The sequence below is a fragment of the Primorskyibacter flagellatus genome (genome assembly GCF_014638275.1).
Classification (GTDB): Bacteria; Pseudomonadota; Alphaproteobacteria; order Rhodobacterales; family Rhodobacteraceae; genus Pseudooceanicola; species Pseudooceanicola flagellatus_A.
The window spans coordinates 930,975-946,361 of record NZ_BMFJ01000002.1 but is presented as its reverse complement, the minus strand read 5'-3'; the positions used below and the strand labels follow the sequence as shown (position 1 = coordinate 946,361).

Genomic DNA, 15,387 nt, shown 5'->3' with positions numbered 1-15,387 from the left:
CCGTCCCTCACCCGCCCGCCTGTGCGAGTCCCGCGTCCACGCCATCGCCCAGCCTCTCAACGATCGTGTCGATCTCGGCGGTGGTGACGGAATAGGGTGGCGCGACCAGCAGGTGATCCCCGATGGTCCCGTCCGCCGTGCCGCTGCCGGGATAGCACAGCAGGCCGATGTCGCGGCAGGCGGCGAAAATGCGGCTGGCCATCGCCTCCGTCGCGGGGAAGGGGGTCTTGCTGTTGCGGTCCGCCACGATTTCAATCGCCTGAAACAGGCCCTGGCCGCGGATATCGCCGACGTAGGGGTGATTCCCGAAACGCGCCTCGAGCCGCTGTTTCAGGTATGTCCCCATGGGCGCGACCCGCTCGGCCAGGCCGTCGTCGCGTATGACCTGCTGCACGGCGAGCGCTGCGGCACAGGCGACGGGATGCGCCATGTAGGTGTGCCCGTTGATGAAGCTGCGCCCGACGTCGGAAAAGGCATCATGCACGGCGGCGGTGCACATGGCGGCGGCGATCGGCTGATACCCCCCGCCCAGACCCTTGCCAAGCGTCACGATATCCGGGCAGACGCCTTCATCCTCGATTGCGAAGAAGGGGCCGCAGCGGTTGACGCCGCACATGACCTCATCCGCGATCAGAAGGATGCCGTGGCGGTCGCAGATTTCCCGTATCCGCGCGAAGTAACCCGGCGCGGGAGGAACGGCGCCAGTCGTCGCGCCGACCACCGTTTCGACGAGAAAGGCCGACACCGTCTCGGGTCCGAGGCGCAGGATCTCGGCTTCGAGACTGTCGGCAGCGCGGCGGCCGTAGGTCTCGGGCGTTTCGCCGGGCAGGGCGTGACGATATTCGAAACAGGGATCGACCAGATGCGCCTCGGTCATCATCGGCAGGTAGGGCGCGCGGCGGCCGAAGTTGCCGCCCCGCGCCAGCGCGCCAAGCGTGTTGCCGTGATAGCTCTGCCGTCGCGCGATCACGCGGAACCGGCCTTCGTCCCCGCGTGCCAGGTGGTAGCCGCGCGCCATCTTGACCGCCGTCTCCACCGCCTCGGACCCGGAGCCGACCAGAAACACCCTGGCCATCGGCAGGGTCGTGGCGTTGCACAGCACCTCGGCCAGCTCTTCCGCCGGGGGAGAGGTGAAGGCGCCGGTATGTGCGTATTCGACCGTGGCGGCCTGTTTCGCGATGGCCTCCACCACGCGCATGTCGCCATGGCCGATGCAGCTGACCGCCGCGCCACCGGAACCGTCGATGTAGACCTTGCCGGTCTCGTCCGTGATCTCGATACCCCGGGCCTCGGTCGCGATCGCAGGCCGCACGGGGGTGCGGTGGAAGACATGCGTTGTCATCGGGGTTTCCTCTGGTCGGGGGGCTGTCCGGGGGCCCGTTCTGCTTCGGCTGCCCGCGCATAGGTGCCGCTGGAGTAAAGCTGCTGTTCAATTCTGCCGATACGCGCGCGGGCCTCTTCGCCCATGGTGGCGAGCATCGCGGCCAGCAGCGCCTCGACCGCCGCGGTTGCGGCGGACAGCGAGGGGAAGAAGGACGGGCTTTCGGGCGCGAAGATCAGCACGGACTGCGCGGCGGGGGTCAGCGGCGTGGCCCGGCTGTCGCTGAGACAGACCAGCCGCGCCCCGCTGGCGCGCACGGCGTCCGCCACCTGGTCGATCTCGCGGCCGTAGGGGCGGAAATTGACCGAGAGCACCGCATCCTCGGGACCGAGACTTTGCAGATCGGCGGCCAGCGAAGACCCTTCGCCCAGCATCACCACATTGTCGCGCAGCATCCGTGCAAGATAGGCGAAGGTATGACCCGGCCCCCGGCAGCTGAGGAACGCCGAGATGAAAACCCGCCGGGCAGTGGCCAGCGTGGCGGCAGCAGCAGTGAAGTCGTTGACCGCGTTGGCCCCCTGCGTGTGGTCCAGATTGGCCTTTGCGGCGGCGAAACAGGCGCGGATCAGCTCACCCGAATTGTCGCGCGAAATCAGCTCGGCTGCCCTTTCGGCATAGGCCGGCGGCACGCGGCGGAAATGCTCGACATGCAGCGCCTTGAGGTCCGCCCAGCTTTTCAGCCCTATGGCATCGGTCAGCCGGGTCAGCGTCGCCGGAGAGACCCCCGCCCGCCGCGCGACATCCCGCATGGACAGGGCGACAACGTCATCCGGATGGTCGAGGATGTAACGCGCCCCATCCTCCACCCGCCGGGAGAGCGAGGGGATGCGGGCGGTGAGCCGGGTTCGGAAGGCCTTGTAGTCGGGTTTCATCGCCGCTCCGTCAGCAGGTCGGGCAGCCATAGCACGGTTTCCGGCCAGACGATCAGCGCGATCACCACGAAGAGATCCGCCAGCAGGAACCAGAGCACGCCGCGGAACACCTGATCCGTGGTCATCAGGTTGCCGATCACGTTCTTGATGACAAACACGTTCAGCCCGACGGGCGGGGTGATCAGCCCGATTTCAAGCAGCTTGGTCAGGACGACACCGGCATAGATCAGACTGATCTCCTGCGCTTCGAACACCGGAAGCAGCACGGGGAGGGTCAGCAGCATGACTCCGATCGGGTCGAGGAACATCCCTAGGATCACGTAGAGCAGGGCAATGGCCACCAGCACCCCGACCTGCCCGAGGCCGGAGGTCGCGAACAGCGTCTGCACATAGTCCGGCAGACCGGCAAAGGCGAAGAACCGGGTCATCAGCGCCGCACCGATGGCGATCAGGAAGATGGAAGAGGTCGACAGGATCGTGTCGAGTATCGCCTCGCCCAGCCCTTTCAGCGTCAGGGTCCGTTTCGCCACCCCGATCAGGATCGCGGCCAGGGCGCCGATGCCCCCCGCCTCGGTCGCGGAGAAGAAGCCGGCGAAGATACCGCCGAAGACGACGATGACCATGAGGAACAGCGGCCAGGTTTCGGCCAGGGAGGCCAGCCTTTCGCCCCAGCCCATGCCGGGTTCGCGCGGGGCGAGCGCCGGGTTCCGCGTGACCCGGATCAGGATCATCGTCGCATAGGCCAGCGCGGTCAGCAGGCCGGGGATGATCGCGCCGATGAACAGGGCGGAAACGGGCACTTCGGCAAAGATCGCGTAGAGCAGCAGCACGGTCGAGGGCGGGATCAGCGACCCCATGGTCCCGGCGGCGGCGATGGTGCCGACGGCCAGCGACTTGTCGTAGTTCCGTTCGATCATCGCGGGAACGGCGATCTTGCCCATGGCCGCGGCACAGGCGACCGAGGACCCGGTGACGGAGGAGAACAGCGCCGCCCCCCCGACCGAGGAGATCGCCAGCCCGCCGGGCAGGAAGGACAGCCATGCACGTGCGAACCGGAACAGCCCGTCGGTCAGCCGCGCGTTGAAGGCGACGTAGCCCATGAGCAGGAACATCGGGATCGCCGAAAGGCTCCAGCTGGCGGCGAAGGCGTGGGGGGTCGTGCGCAGCACGCCCCACATGGCGCGTTCCCCCATGAGTAGATAGCTGCCGCCGATGGCGACCAGGCCAAGCGCGGCGGCGACGGGCACCCGCACCGCAAGCAGCACGGTCAGGACGGCGAGACCCGACAGGGCGATGGAGACGCTATCCATGGCGCACCCCCACAAGTCGCGCCCCGGCCCGCAGGGCCTGCAACAGGTAGACCACCATGGTCAGCCCCCCCGCCAGCGGCAGGAAGAACCGGATCGGCCATGTGACGACGGGGATCATGCCCAGAACGAATTCCCCCTTGGCGTAGGCCCGCAGCGCCTGTTCCCAGGCCCCCCAGCACACGAAGCCGAGGAAGACGGCAAAGGCCAGCCCGGCGAAGACATCGCAGGCCGCCTGCATTCGCGGCGGCATACGGTCATAGGCGATGTCGACGGCGATGTTCTCTCCCCTCAGGGCGACGGCGACCATGGGCAGGAAGATCAGCGCGGGCATCCACCATTCGGCGACGATCTCGATGGTGGAGGGCAGGGGGCGCGCGAAAAACAGCCGACCGGCCACATCCGCCGCGACCTGCACCATCATCAGGACAAGACAGAGGCCGGCGATCCAGATCAGCAGGCGGCCCAGACGGGCCAGCAGCAGGTCGATAAGGGGCATTCGGGGACTTTCGGTAAGCAGGGTGGGCTGCGGGAGCCCACCCCTCGGGTCGCGGAGAGGATCAGAGGCCGTAGGCGTTTTCGTCCAGCTTGTCGAAAACCTCGGCCTTCAGGGTCGCGACGATGTCGTCCCGGCCCATGCCGTCGGCGCGGCGGTCGGTCCATTTCTTCAGGACCTCGCGGTAGGCGGCGGCGATTTCGTCCGCGCCCTCGACCCCGTAGGTCGCCCCGGCGCTGTCGATGATGGTGCCGACGTCCTTGTCGTTGAAGGCGGTCAGCCAGTCCTCCAGCGCGTCCGGTGCCTCGATCACCTGCATCCCCTTTTCGGCGGCGGTCACGCGAGCCTCGTCATCCTGGGCAAGGTAGCCTTCGGTCGTGGCAATCAGCGCCTCGGGGATCGCGTCGAGGATTGCGCGACGTTCTTCCGGGGTCAGGTCGGCCCAGGCGTCCTTGTTGAAGGACAGCAGGGGACCGGCGTTGTAGACCCCGTAACCGCCGAGCGTGATGGAGCTGGCGATGTCCCAGAGCGAATAGGTCTTGAGCGACGCGGCGGGCTGCATCGCCACGTCGATGATCCCCTTGTTCAGCGCCTCGTACATCTCGGCCGAGGCGGTGTGCACGACCGATCCGCCGCTTTCGGTGACAAAGCGGTCCCAGGCCGCGCCGGGGGTGCGCACGCGCTTGCCCTTCAGCCCCTCGGGGGTGGTGATCGGTTCTTTGGAGATCAGCGCATAGGGGGCGGTCGCGTAGTTGCCGGTGTAGACGACATTGTTGGCCGCGAACTCCGCCAGGCAGGGCTCGCAGGCGGTCAGGATGAATTCGGTGACGGCGGCAGAGACCGCCAGCGCGTCGCCGGACTGCATCGTCAGTTCCGCCACGATCTGCGCGGTCGGCAGGTCCGAGGGATGATAGCTGAGCGCGAGGATCGAGGCATCGGCCACCCCGTCGCCCAGGCCCTGAAGCGTTTCCTTCGCCCCCATGAGCGCGCCGCCACCGACGATCTTGAACGTCAGCTCTCCGCCCGTGGCTTCGGTGACTTTGGGGAACATCGGTTCCCATCCGGCCCATTGCGTCGGGTGCGTCGGGGCGTTCCAGGTCGAGACGACCAGTTCCCTGGCCGCAAGCGGCGCGGACAGGGCAAGGGTCGCGGTCGCGGCGTAAATCAGGTGTTTCATGTCAGTTTCTCCTTGTTGGTCAGTCGAGCGAGAGCCGTTCTTGCGGCACCTTCTTGAAGGGCAGGGCGGTTGCATCCGCCTGTGCGGGTCCGGGCGTATCGGCCTGGATGATGCGGGGGAAATGACCGCTGAAGGCGGCGGTGAAATGGTTCTTGGCCTTGGCCAGCATCAGCGGCACCTGCGCGACGTCGATGCCGTGCAGGCGGAAATAGTTCTCATCGTTCGGTGTCACGCAGTGGGATGTGACGATGATCCGCATCGGACCAAGCGTGAAGACCGCCGTATCGCCAAGCGTCATGCGCTGACCCTTGAACATGGGGCCGGCACTGGTGAAGACGCCGTCGGTCAGCCGTTCGACGGTCAGGGTTACGGGCACGGCAGCGCCGAAGACATCCGTGTGCCGCGCGCCAAGCGTCGTTTCGATCACCGCGCCGGGGCCGGCCGTCTTTGCGCGCGCGACAAGGTCGGGGTCGTGGAAGAAGGCGAAGACCGTGCCGTCGGGCAGCGAGGGGAGCGCGTCAACAGCCGCATGGAACAGCCCGGGGGTATCCGCGCCGCCGCCGGACAGGGGATTGTCGCCGGGTTCGACCACGGCGGTCGGTCCGTCCAGCCAGGGGCGGCGGGCGATGATCTGCGCGGCGGTCTCAAGATCGGGGCGGAACCGGGCGCGGCGGGCGAACATCTCCGCACAGACATGATCCGCGACCTTTGCCCCGGCCTCCGGATCCGTGCAGGTGACCAGCACCCCGGCGTCCGCACCCGGAATGTCGGCATAGGCGAAGGACGCGAAGGGATAGGCGCAGCGCACGCCGGGGGTGTCCGTGGCCTTCGCGATCTCCTCTATCTCGTACATCGGCAGGCCGGGGGCGGTGCGCATGTTGTGGCTGGGCAGGATGCGCCCGATGGCGCGGCGCAGCACACGGTAGCGCGCGCCGCTCTCCACCATCTCCTTCAGCATGTCGAGCGCGGCGGCGGCGGCCTCGGGCATGTCGACATGGGGATAGGTCCGGTAGATCGTCGCGGCGTTCAGCGTCCCGGCGAGCGCGTCGGTCGGGCAGGCGTGCAGGTCGAAGGACGCGACGATCGGCGTGTCGGGATACCTGGCCCGCAGCGCAGTGCAGACCCGTTCTTCGGGTGCGAGATCGACGGTCCCGATCGCCGCGCCGTGGAGGGACAGGTAGATCCCGTCGGCTTCGGCAAAGGCGGGATCGGAAAGCACCTCTTCGCTCCACGCGTCGATCACCGGCTGTTCAACGGGTCCGCCGGGTTCCACCGCCGCGCAGCGGGAGAAGATCAGCGTCGCGCCATTCGCCTCAGCCCAGTCGAGCGCGCCGCCCGGTTCGGTCGCGGTGCCGCGCATGGCCTGCGCAACCTCATCGCCGCGCAGCCATTCACGTGCGTGAAATTCGGCGGGTCCGATCGTGGTCGGTGCGAAGGAGTTTCCTTCATGCCAGAAACGGGCAACGGCGATCTTCATGGGTCAGCCTGAAACAATTGCATTCCGAAAGACAAGTTCTGAAACAAATGTTTTGCAAGTGTTTCAGTGAACTTTCTGACGGCCCCTGCCCGGACCGCCCGGGGGCGCATGCCGCTTGTGCGGGTTCGCATATCGCACTAGACACGCGGAAGGTGACGGAGGACAGCGGATGAAGGATTCCGATAATCTGCCCGAACGGGATTTCCTGTCGACCCTGGCCAAGGGCCTGTCGGTGATCGAACTGTTCGGCAATCAGCCCCGTGCCATGACCCAGGCGGAAGTCGCGCAGCAGGCCGGGCTGACCAAGGCGGCGGCCCGCCGGATCCTGCTGACGCTTGAGGAACTTGGCTACCTGACCAGCGTGGGTCGCCGCTTCGAATTGCGCCCCCGTGTCCTGCGGCTTGGCTATTCCTACCTGGCGTCGCAGGGGTGGCTTGAGATCGCGCAGCCGCATCTGGACCGGCTGACGGCCGATCTGAACGAATGTTCGTCCATTGCCATGATCGACACACCGGACATCGTGCTTCTGGCCCGCGCGGTGGTGCGGCGGATCATGTCCATCGCGCTGAACACCGGTGTCCGCCTTCCGGCGATCCATACCTCGCAGGGTCGGGTGCTGCTGGCGTTCATGCCGGAGGAGGAGCGCGAGCGAATCCTTGCAATCAGCGACTATTCTGCACGGACGCCCAACACCCAGACCGACCCCGCGCGCATCCGCGAGATGATCGCGCAGACCCGGGAGCAACGGTTCGCCATTGCCGATGGCGAAGTCGATCTGAACATGCGGGCGATTTCGGTGCCGGTGGTTTCCCCGAACGGGCGGGTGGCCTATGCCCTGTCGGTCAGCACTCAGGTGGAGCGGCACGATCGTGCTTCGCTGGAGTCGATGGCGCCGCGGATGCACGAGACCGCCCAGGAACTGAGCGACATCATCCGCGCCTTCGACCGCCAGATCTGAACGCCTGCCAGCCGGGCACTTCGGTTTTTCCGGCGGAGCCTGCCGTGGTTTTTTCCGGGGCATCGGTTGACTTGCGGCATGCGAAGGCCGGAAAGTGCGTATTATGCACCTTAGGTGCGTATATCGCACAACTCAGCAAGGCGACGCATAATGACCACAGACACTGAAGCCCGGTTCCTGGCGGCGCTGAAGGCGCGCGAACCGTTTCTGGAAGAGATGTTCGAGGGCTATCTGGCCGTATCGCGCGATGTCGAAGGCGTCACCCGCCCCGCCTGGGGCGAGATCGAGGAACAGGGTCTGGACTATGTCGCCGGGATCGGAGGGTCGCTCGGGCTCGAGGTTTCGCGGGACGAACTGGGCCAGCTGTTTCTGACGCTGCCCGGGCAGGACCGGCACCTGCCGCAGATCCTCATCGGGTCGCATTTCGATTCCGTCAGGCGCGGCGGGCATTACGATGGCTATGCCGGCGTCGTGACCGCGCTTGGCACACTGGCCGCCATGGTGGATGCGGGGATCACACCGCGCCGGGATGTCACCCTGATCGGCATGCGCGGCGAGGAAAGCCCGTGGTACGGTATCGCTTATGTCGGCAGCCGTTTCACCACCGGCGACCTCGGCTGGACCGAGATGGAGGGGCTGACCCGCATCGATACCGGGAAGCCGTTTCTGGAGCATGTGCGGATGCTGGGATACAATACCGATGCGGTGCGCGCGACAGCCGGGACGCCCCGGATCACCGCGCAGAACACGGCCGCATATCTTGAGCTGCACATCGAACAGGGGCCTGTGCTGGAAAATGCCGGGATCTCCACCGCGTTTGCCACCGCGATCCGGGGCAATGTGCGCTTTCCCGAGGTGATCTGCCGGGGTGTCTATTCCCACGCTTCCGCCACGCCCTACGACTATCGGTTCGACACCGTGCTGGCCTGCGCCGAGGTGCTGCATCGCTTCGATCTGTGGTGGCAGGATCTGCTGGCGTCCGAAGAGGAGGATTCGGTGCTGACCGTGGGGCGCATCCACACCGACCGAGACCGCGAGGCGATGACCATCGTCGCCGGGGAATGCCGGTTCGCCTTCAACTTCGGGTCCACGAAACAGGCCGTGATCGAGGCCGGCATCGCCCGGCTGAAAGAGCTGATGGAGGAGGTCGGCGCGCGGAAGAAGGTGCGGTTCGACCTGGGCCGGCAGGCCGGGTCCGTGCCGCAGCCACTGGACGTGTCCGTCAGGCAGGCCCTCACGCGGGCAGCGGGGGATGTCGGGCAGGAGGTGATGGAATTCCCGGCGGGCGGGCATGACGCGGGGATCTTTGCCAAGGCGGGGATCGCGTCATCGCTGATCTTCGTGCGCAACCAGAACGGCAGCCATAACCCGGACGAGGCGATGGAATACCCGCATTTCCACGACGCCACGCGGGTCTATGGCCTGACTGCGCTGCGGCTGGCCGAGGGGTAGGGCGCTCGGGCCAGCGCGTTCAGTCCGGGGTTCGCAGGTGACAGGCGACCGAATGGCCCGGTCTCAGCTTTGTCATCGCGGGCACCTCTGTCCGGCAACGGTCGATGGCCAGCGGACAGCGGGTATGGAACCGGCAGCCGGATGGCGGGTTCAGCGGGCTGGGCACATCACCCTTCAGCGGAATGCGGGTCCGGGCCCGGCCGGGTTCGGGGCGGGGCACCGCCGAAAGCAGGGCCTCGGTATAGGGATGCTGCGGACGAGCATAGAGCGCGGCCTTGTCCGCGATCTCGACGATCCTGCCAAGGTACATGACGGCGACGCGGTGGCTGATGTGTTCCACCACGGCAAGGTCGTGGGCGATGAACAGGTACGAGATGCCGAAATCCCGCTGGAGGTCCATCAGCAGGTTGATGACCTGCGCCTGCACCGACACGTCGAGTGCGGAGACGGATTCGTCGCAGACGATGACCTTGGGTTCAGGCGCGAGGGCCCGCGCGATGCCGATGCGCTGACGCTGGCCGCCCGAGAATTCGTAAGGATACCGTCCGGCGGCCGCGGCGGGCAGGCCGACCCGGTCCAGCAGCTCCGCGATGCGCCCGTCGCGCCCGCTGGCAGGCACCACATCGAAGTTCCGCAGCGGTTCGGCAAGGATGTCGCCGACCGTCATGCGGGGATTGAGCGACGAGAAGGGGTCCTGGAAGACAACCTGAAGATCCTTGCGCAGGGGCCGCATGGACCCGCGCGAAAGCGTGTCGATACGTCGGCCGTTCAGCCGGATCACGCCCGAGGTCGGCGGGGTCAGACCCAGGATCGTCTTGCCGGCAGAGGACTTGCCGCAGCCGGATTCCCCGACCAGCCCAAGCGTTTCGCCCGGCATCAGGCGCAGGTCGATCCCGTCGACCGCATGGACCGTCCCCGGCGCGGCGAACAGTCCCCGGCGCACCGGGTAATGCTTGACGAGGTCCTGAACCGACAGCACCTCGGGTCCGGCGGAGCCTGTGTCGCGGGTAGTCATGCGGTTCCCCCCTTCTGGTCCGGTTCGGGATGGAAGCAGGCGGCGAGGTGTCCCGCCCCCTGACCGGCCAGTGGCGGCACCTCTGCGCGGCAGAGGTCGGTGGATCGCGGACAGCGCGGGGCAAAGGTGCAGTGTGATGCGGGGGACCGGAGCGAGGGCACGCTGCCGGGAATTTCGTTCAGGCGATCCGTTTGCCCCCCGGCGGACGAGCCGAGCACGGGAAGTGCGCCGAAAAGACCGGCGGTGTAGGGATGGCGCGGGCGGGCGTAGAGATCGGCAACCGGCGCTTCCTCGATCTTGCGGCCGGCGTACATGACCACGACGTGATCGGCAATTTCCGCCACCACGCCGAGGTCATGCGTGATGAAAAGCATCGCCATGTTCGTCCTTTCCTTGAGGTCCGCCAGCAGGTCGAGGATCTGCGCCTGGATCGTCACGTCGAGCGCGGTGGTCGGTTCGTCCGCGATCAGCAGTTTCGGCGAACAGGCGATCGCGATGGCGATCATCACCCGCTGGCGCATCCCGCCGGACAGTTCGTGCGGATATTCCGCGGCGCGCCGTTTCGGTTCCGGGATCTGGACCGAGGCCAGCAGGTGTATCGCTTTCTCGCCGGCTTCGCGCCGGGTCAGACCCTCGTGCAGCTCAAGCGTCTCGGCGATCTGGCGACCGATCGTCAGCACCGGGTTGAGCGAGGTCATCGGCTCCTGAAAGATCATCGAGATGTCGTTGCCGCGGACCCGCCGCATCCTCTGCTCCGTCGCCGTGGCGAGGTTCTCGCCGTTCAGCAGGATCTCTCCGCCAGCGATGCGGGCGGCGCGGGCGGGCAGAAGCCGCATGATGGACAGCGAGGTGACAGACTTGCCGCAGCCGGATTCTCCGACCAGCGCGACGGTCTGCCCGGGCCGGATGTCGAAGGAGACTCCGTCGACGGCATGGACCTCTCCGCCATCGGTGCGGAACCGGGTCTGCAGGTTGCGGACGGAAAGAAGCGGGGCGGTATCGGTCATGGGCCTTCAGTGCTGACGGGCGAGGCGCGGGTCGAGCGCGTCGCGGAGGCCGTCGCCGATCAGGTTCACCGCAAGCACGGTGAGCGACAGGAGGAGGCCGGGAAAAAGGATGATCTGCGGGGCAATGGCGAAATAGGCGCGGCCTTCGGCCATCATGTTGCCCCAGGACGGCACGTCGGGCGGGGTGCCCGCGCCGATGAAGCTGAGCACCGCCTCAAGCAGCATCGCCGCCGCGCAGACATAGGTGCCCTGCACCAGCAGCGGGGCCACGGTGTTCGGCAGCATGTGGCGCAGCAGGATCGAGCCGTAGCGGGACCCGGAGGCAACCGCAGCTTCGATGAAGGGCTGTTCGCGCAGGCTGAGGACGACACCGCGCACCAGCCGCGCGACGCCCGGAGTCTCGGCCACGGTCAGGGCGAGGATGACGTTGCCGATGCCCGCCCCGGAAACCGCCATCAGGGCAATGGCCAGCAGAACGGCGGGGATCGACATGACACCGTCGAGAATACGCATCAGCACCGCGTCGGCCCAACGGTTCGACCCGGCGACAAGCCCGATCGCCAGACCTGCGGCAACCGAACAGGCGGCGACGGAAAACCCGACGATAAGCGAAATCCGTGCGCCGTAGACGGTCCGGGAATAGATGTCCCGGCCCAGCATGTCGGTGCCGAACCAATGCGCGCCCGTCGGCGGCTTGAGCCGGTCGAGCGGGAAGACCTGGCGCGGGTCCGCGGTGAATGCGACGGGGGCGAGAACGGCGAGAAGCAGGACGAGGCCAAGGATGCCGCTGCCCCAGAGGATCGTCGGATGCCGGCGCAGCATCACGCGCAGGCGACCGGGGGTAGCCGGGACCGGAGGATTTGCGGTGTCGGTCATCGGTATCGGATCCTCGGGTCGAAGAGGCTGTAGCTGAGGTCGACCGCCAGGTTCACCAGCACGTAGACGAAGGAGAAGACCAGCAGCACGCCCTGAATCACGGGAAAGTCGCGACGGAGGATCGCATCGACCGTCAGCCGTCCGACGCCCGGAATGGCAAAGACGGTTTCCGTCACCACGACGCCGCCGATCAGGGTCGCCACGGCAAGGCCGATGACGGTCACGATCGGCACGGCGGCATTCTTCAGCGCGTGGCGCAGCAGCATGGGCCGGTCGCCCAGGCCCTTGGCGCGGGCGGTGCGGATGTAGTGCTGGCTCAGCACCTCCAGCATGGAGGCGCGGGTGATCCGCGCGACCAGAGCCGACAGCGTGAGGCCAAGCGCCAGAGAGGGCAGCACCATGTGGCCCAGAAAGTCGGGAAAATCCTCGAACGGGCTGGTGTAACCCTGAACGGGCAGCAGCCGCCACTGGACTGAGAAGAAGTATATCCCGACATAGGCCACGACGAAAATCGGGACCGAGAACCCGACCACAGCGAAGATCATAACCGCCCTGTCGGTGGCCCGCCCGGCCTGCCATGCCGCAAGAATGCCAAGCGGAATCGAGAGCACCAGCACCACGATCATCGTCGTCACGGTCAGCATCGCCGTAGGTTCGACCCGTTGCAGGATCAGTTCGGTCACAGGCTTTTGCGAGTAGAGCGACTGGCCGAGATCCCCCTGAAGCGCCGCGGTCAGCCAGTCCATGTACCGGCTGAGATAGGGGTCGTTCAGGCCAAGTGTCTCGCGGATCTTCTCGACCTCGACGGCCGAGGCTTCGCCGCCGGCCAGCATCGCCGCGGGGTCGCCGCCGCCGATGTAGAGCAGCGAGAAGATGAAGAGCGACACGATCAGCAGCGTCGGGATGGTCGCGGCCAGCCGGCGCAGGATGTAGCTCAGCATTCCCGGCGCTCCGGACCTTTAATGCTTGGGCGGCGCAGGGTCATTGGATGGTCAGCACCCGGCGGGGATTGTGGATCAGGACGGCGTCTATCTCGGCCTGGGTCCAGCCGCGCTCCTTCATCAGGGGGACGACGTTCCGGAAGATATGCCCGAACCCGTGCCCGCCGTAGGTCTGCAGGCGGTTCGAGTAACAGATGTCGTGCGAGATCACGATCTGATCGAGATGCCCGCGGTCGATCAGCATCCGGATGTCGCGCAGCCGCTTTCCGTCATTCGGCATGTCGATGTCGTTGAGCGGGTAGAAGGTGTTTTCCTGCCCGAACAGATCCCATTCCAGCACGCAGCCGGTGTCGGCAAGCGCGCAGAGCCGGTCGTCGTCGAAAATCGTCCGGTCGATATGGGACAGCACCAGCCGGGTCACGTCGCCCTCGTCGCTGTCGATGAAGAACTGCGCGACCTCCATCGGCTGATCCTGTTCGCGACCGGGGTGCACGTTGACCGAGGCTCCGGTGGCCTGCTGCGCGATGACGGCACCCTTCATGACCTTCCGCTCAAGTGGGGTCCATGGGGTCTGGCAGCCGATTTCGCCGATGATCCCGGCGCGGATGTCGGTGCCCCAGGCCCCGGTCGTCACCTGGGCGACGATCTCTTCGGCGAAGCTGTCGATGTCCCGGTCGTGATTGGCCGGGTCCTGGTATTCCTCGACATAGTGCCCGCAGCCCATGACGATCTGACAGCCGGTATCCTCGGCGATACGTTTCAGCCCCTCGGGATCGGGGACAAGCCCGCCGATGGTGAGTTCGACGATCGCCGCCCCGCCGTCCTGCATCATCCAGCGTACTTCCTGGGTGGAGACGTCGATGTCCTGCATCGGGAACTTGCCGCCCTTCACCCGCCCGTAGTTGAGGTCGAAGGCGTTTTCCATCGTCAGCGGAACCGGCGTGAAACCGTCGCGCGCCGCCGGCGGGACGATGTTGCAGAGAAGGTGTTCATGCATCAGCGTCGGGCCAAGCGCCTCGGGGGCGATCGGGCCGGTGACGGTCTGGATATGTCCGCTGGTCATCGGGAGGTCTCCTCAGGTCAGAAGGGGCGCGCGCAGGGTCACGAAGGACTCCACCGCTTCGGCGATACGGTCGTGTTCCGCGTCGCCCATGGGTAGCGAGAGGTTGATCATGCCGCGCCGGGCCAGCCAGACGCCGCTGTCGACCATGTCGAAGAAGAACAGCGCCCTGAGGCGGGGATCGGCCGACAGCGTGTCGCTGTAGGTGCGGATCGGGGCGGCAGTCGGATGCGCGGTCATCATCGAACCGATGCCGGTGAACTGGAACGCCGCGCCAGCGTCGGAACAGATGGCGTTCAGCCGGTCCCGCAGGCGGTCGCCGCGGGCGTTGTGGGCGGCGATCACGTCGGGCGTGTAGACCTGTGACATCGCGGCCAGCCCCGCCGACATCGTCAGGGTGTTGTTGTTGAAGGTTCCCGCATGCAGCAGGGCATCCGGCGCCGCCGGATCGAAACGGCGCATCAGGTCCCCGCGCCCGCCGAACCCGCCGAATGTCAGGCCGCCGCCGATGTACTTGCCGATCGTCATCAGGTCCGGGGTGATCCCATGGGTCAGCTGAAGCCCGCCGGGAGACAGGCGCGAGGTCATGACCTCGTCAAAGATCAGCAGCGCGCCGGTCCGGTCCGCGAGGTCGCGCAGGCCGCGCAGGAAATCCGGATCCCCGGCGATGCAGCCGCCCGAGCCCATCATCGGCTCGACGAGGATGCAGGCCAGGTCGTCGCCGGCCTCCGCCGCTGTCGCCTTTGCCGAGTCGAGGTCGTTGTAGGTCATGAAGACGTAGGGAAAGGGCACGTTCAGCGGGTTCGGCGCGGCGAACAGCATCATCGAACCGTGATAGCCGCCGCTGGTGACCATGACTTTGGAGCGCCCCGTCAGGGTCCGGGCAAGGCCGACGGCAAGCAGGTTCGCCTCGGTCCCGGAATTGGTGAAACGGACCAGGTCCATCGCGGGAAATCGGTCGCAGAGCAGCGCGGCCAGACCCGCTTCGGGCCGGGTGTGGCCACCAAGGACCAGCCCGCCGTCCAGCGCGGTGTCGATGGCGGCGCGGATCACAGGATCGGAATGTCCGAAAAGTCCGGCAGTGTATTCGCCAAGCCCGTCAAGATAACGCACCCCATCCAACGAGGTGACATAGCATCCCTCGCCGCCTGACAGCGCCATTGGAAAGGGCTCGTGATAGAGAACGGTCCGGGTATTACCGCCCGGCAGAACAGCCGAGGCCGTCCGATGCTGGGCAAGGCTTTTCGGGTTCTTCTCGGTGAACCGCTGGATCGCGTCACGAAGCGCGGTTTCAGTCGAGGAATTCGGCAGGTCCATGCGTGTAGTGCTCCGGGGGGTCTTTTCTTGCGCCGGAGCGGTCGGGCCGCT

General features: G+C 66.6%; 14 protein-coding genes. 2 read left to right on the top strand and 12 right to left on the bottom strand.

Annotation, left to right across the window (positions count from 1 at the left end; genetic code table 11):
• Positions 1 to 7: 7 nt before the first annotated feature.
• The 6 genes from IEV87_RS18930 to IEV87_RS18905 form a co-directional block, all read right to left on the bottom strand.
• Complete coding sequence (locus tag IEV87_RS18930; protein WP_188479376.1) at positions 8 to 1,342, bottom strand: aspartate aminotransferase family protein; 1,335 nt, start codon at positions 1,340 to 1,342, stop codon at positions 8 to 10.
• Positions 1,339 to 2,253 (bottom strand): MurR/RpiR family transcriptional regulator, encoded by a 915-nt coding sequence (locus tag IEV87_RS18925; protein ID WP_188479375.1) that lies wholly within the window; start codon positions 2,251 to 2,253, stop codon positions 1,339 to 1,341. The genes IEV87_RS18930 and IEV87_RS18925 overlap by 4 nt, the downstream gene beginning before the upstream one ends.
• Positions 2,250 to 3,563, bottom strand: coding sequence for a TRAP transporter large permease (locus IEV87_RS18920; protein ID WP_188479374.1), 1,314 nt, complete (start codon positions 3,561 to 3,563; stop codon positions 2,250 to 2,252). The genes IEV87_RS18925 and IEV87_RS18920 overlap by 4 nt, the downstream gene beginning before the upstream one ends.
• Positions 3,556 to 4,059: a TRAP transporter small permease subunit gene (locus tag IEV87_RS18915; protein ID WP_188479373.1), complete on the bottom strand. Its 504-nt coding sequence runs from the start codon at positions 4,057 to 4,059 to the stop codon at positions 3,556 to 3,558. The genes IEV87_RS18920 and IEV87_RS18915 overlap by 8 nt, the downstream gene beginning before the upstream one ends.
• A 61-nt stretch (positions 4,060 to 4,120) precedes the next feature.
• Positions 4,121 to 5,233, bottom strand: coding sequence for a C4-dicarboxylate TRAP transporter substrate-binding protein (locus tag IEV87_RS18910; protein WP_188479372.1), 1,113 nt, complete (start codon positions 5,231 to 5,233; stop codon positions 4,121 to 4,123).
• A gap of 19 nt (positions 5,234 to 5,252) precedes the next feature.
• Complete coding sequence (locus IEV87_RS18905; RefSeq protein WP_188479371.1) at positions 5,253 to 6,710, bottom strand: M81 family metallopeptidase; 1,458 nt, start codon at positions 6,708 to 6,710, stop codon at positions 5,253 to 5,255.
• Positions 6,711 to 6,879: 169 nt separating this feature from the next.
• Between IEV87_RS18905 and IEV87_RS18900 the strand changes: the two genes are divergently transcribed.
• Both IEV87_RS18900 and IEV87_RS18895 read left to right on the top strand, forming a co-directional pair.
• Positions 6,880 to 7,668, top strand: coding sequence for an IclR family transcriptional regulator domain-containing protein (locus IEV87_RS18900; RefSeq protein ID WP_188479370.1), 789 nt, complete (start codon positions 6,880 to 6,882; stop codon positions 7,666 to 7,668).
• A gap of 150 nt (positions 7,669 to 7,818) precedes the next feature.
• A complete protein-coding gene (locus IEV87_RS18895; protein WP_188479369.1) occupies positions 7,819 to 9,120 on the top strand; it encodes a M20/M25/M40 family metallo-hydrolase in 1,302 nt (433 codons plus the stop codon).
• Positions 9,121 to 9,139: 19 nt separating this feature from the next.
• Here the strand turns inward: IEV87_RS18895 and IEV87_RS18890 are convergent, their stop codons facing one another.
• From IEV87_RS18890 to IEV87_RS18865, 6 genes are read right to left on the bottom strand one after another with little or no spacing between them, the layout of a single operon-like run.
• Complete coding sequence (locus IEV87_RS18890) at positions 9,140 to 10,135, bottom strand: ABC transporter ATP-binding protein (protein WP_188479368.1); 996 nt, start codon at positions 10,133 to 10,135, stop codon at positions 9,140 to 9,142.
• Positions 10,132 to 11,142 carry an ABC transporter ATP-binding protein gene (locus tag IEV87_RS18885; RefSeq protein ID WP_188479367.1) on the bottom strand — a complete coding sequence of 337 codons (1,011 nt, stop codon included), beginning with the start codon at positions 11,140 to 11,142 and terminating at the stop codon, positions 10,132 to 10,134. The genes IEV87_RS18890 and IEV87_RS18885 overlap by 4 nt, the downstream gene beginning before the upstream one ends.
• 6 nt (positions 11,143 to 11,148) lie before the next feature.
• A complete protein-coding gene (locus tag IEV87_RS18880; protein ID WP_188479366.1) occupies positions 11,149 to 12,018 on the bottom strand; it encodes an ABC transporter permease in 870 nt (289 codons plus the stop codon).
• A complete protein-coding gene (locus IEV87_RS18875; RefSeq protein WP_188479365.1) occupies positions 12,015 to 12,959 on the bottom strand; it encodes an ABC transporter permease in 945 nt (314 codons plus the stop codon). Before IEV87_RS18875 ends, IEV87_RS18880 begins: the two co-directional genes overlap by 4 nt.
• A 40-nt stretch (positions 12,960 to 12,999) precedes the next feature.
• On the bottom strand, positions 13,000 to 14,022 hold the full coding sequence (locus tag IEV87_RS18870; protein WP_188479364.1) for a phosphotriesterase family protein: 1,023 nt from the start codon (positions 14,020 to 14,022) through the stop codon (positions 13,000 to 13,002).
• Between the two features lie 12 nt (positions 14,023 to 14,034).
• Positions 14,035 to 15,336 carry an aspartate aminotransferase family protein gene (locus IEV87_RS18865; RefSeq protein ID WP_188479363.1) on the bottom strand — a complete coding sequence of 434 codons (1,302 nt, stop codon included), beginning with the start codon at positions 15,334 to 15,336 and terminating at the stop codon, positions 14,035 to 14,037.
• Positions 15,337 to 15,387: the final 51 nt, after the last annotated feature.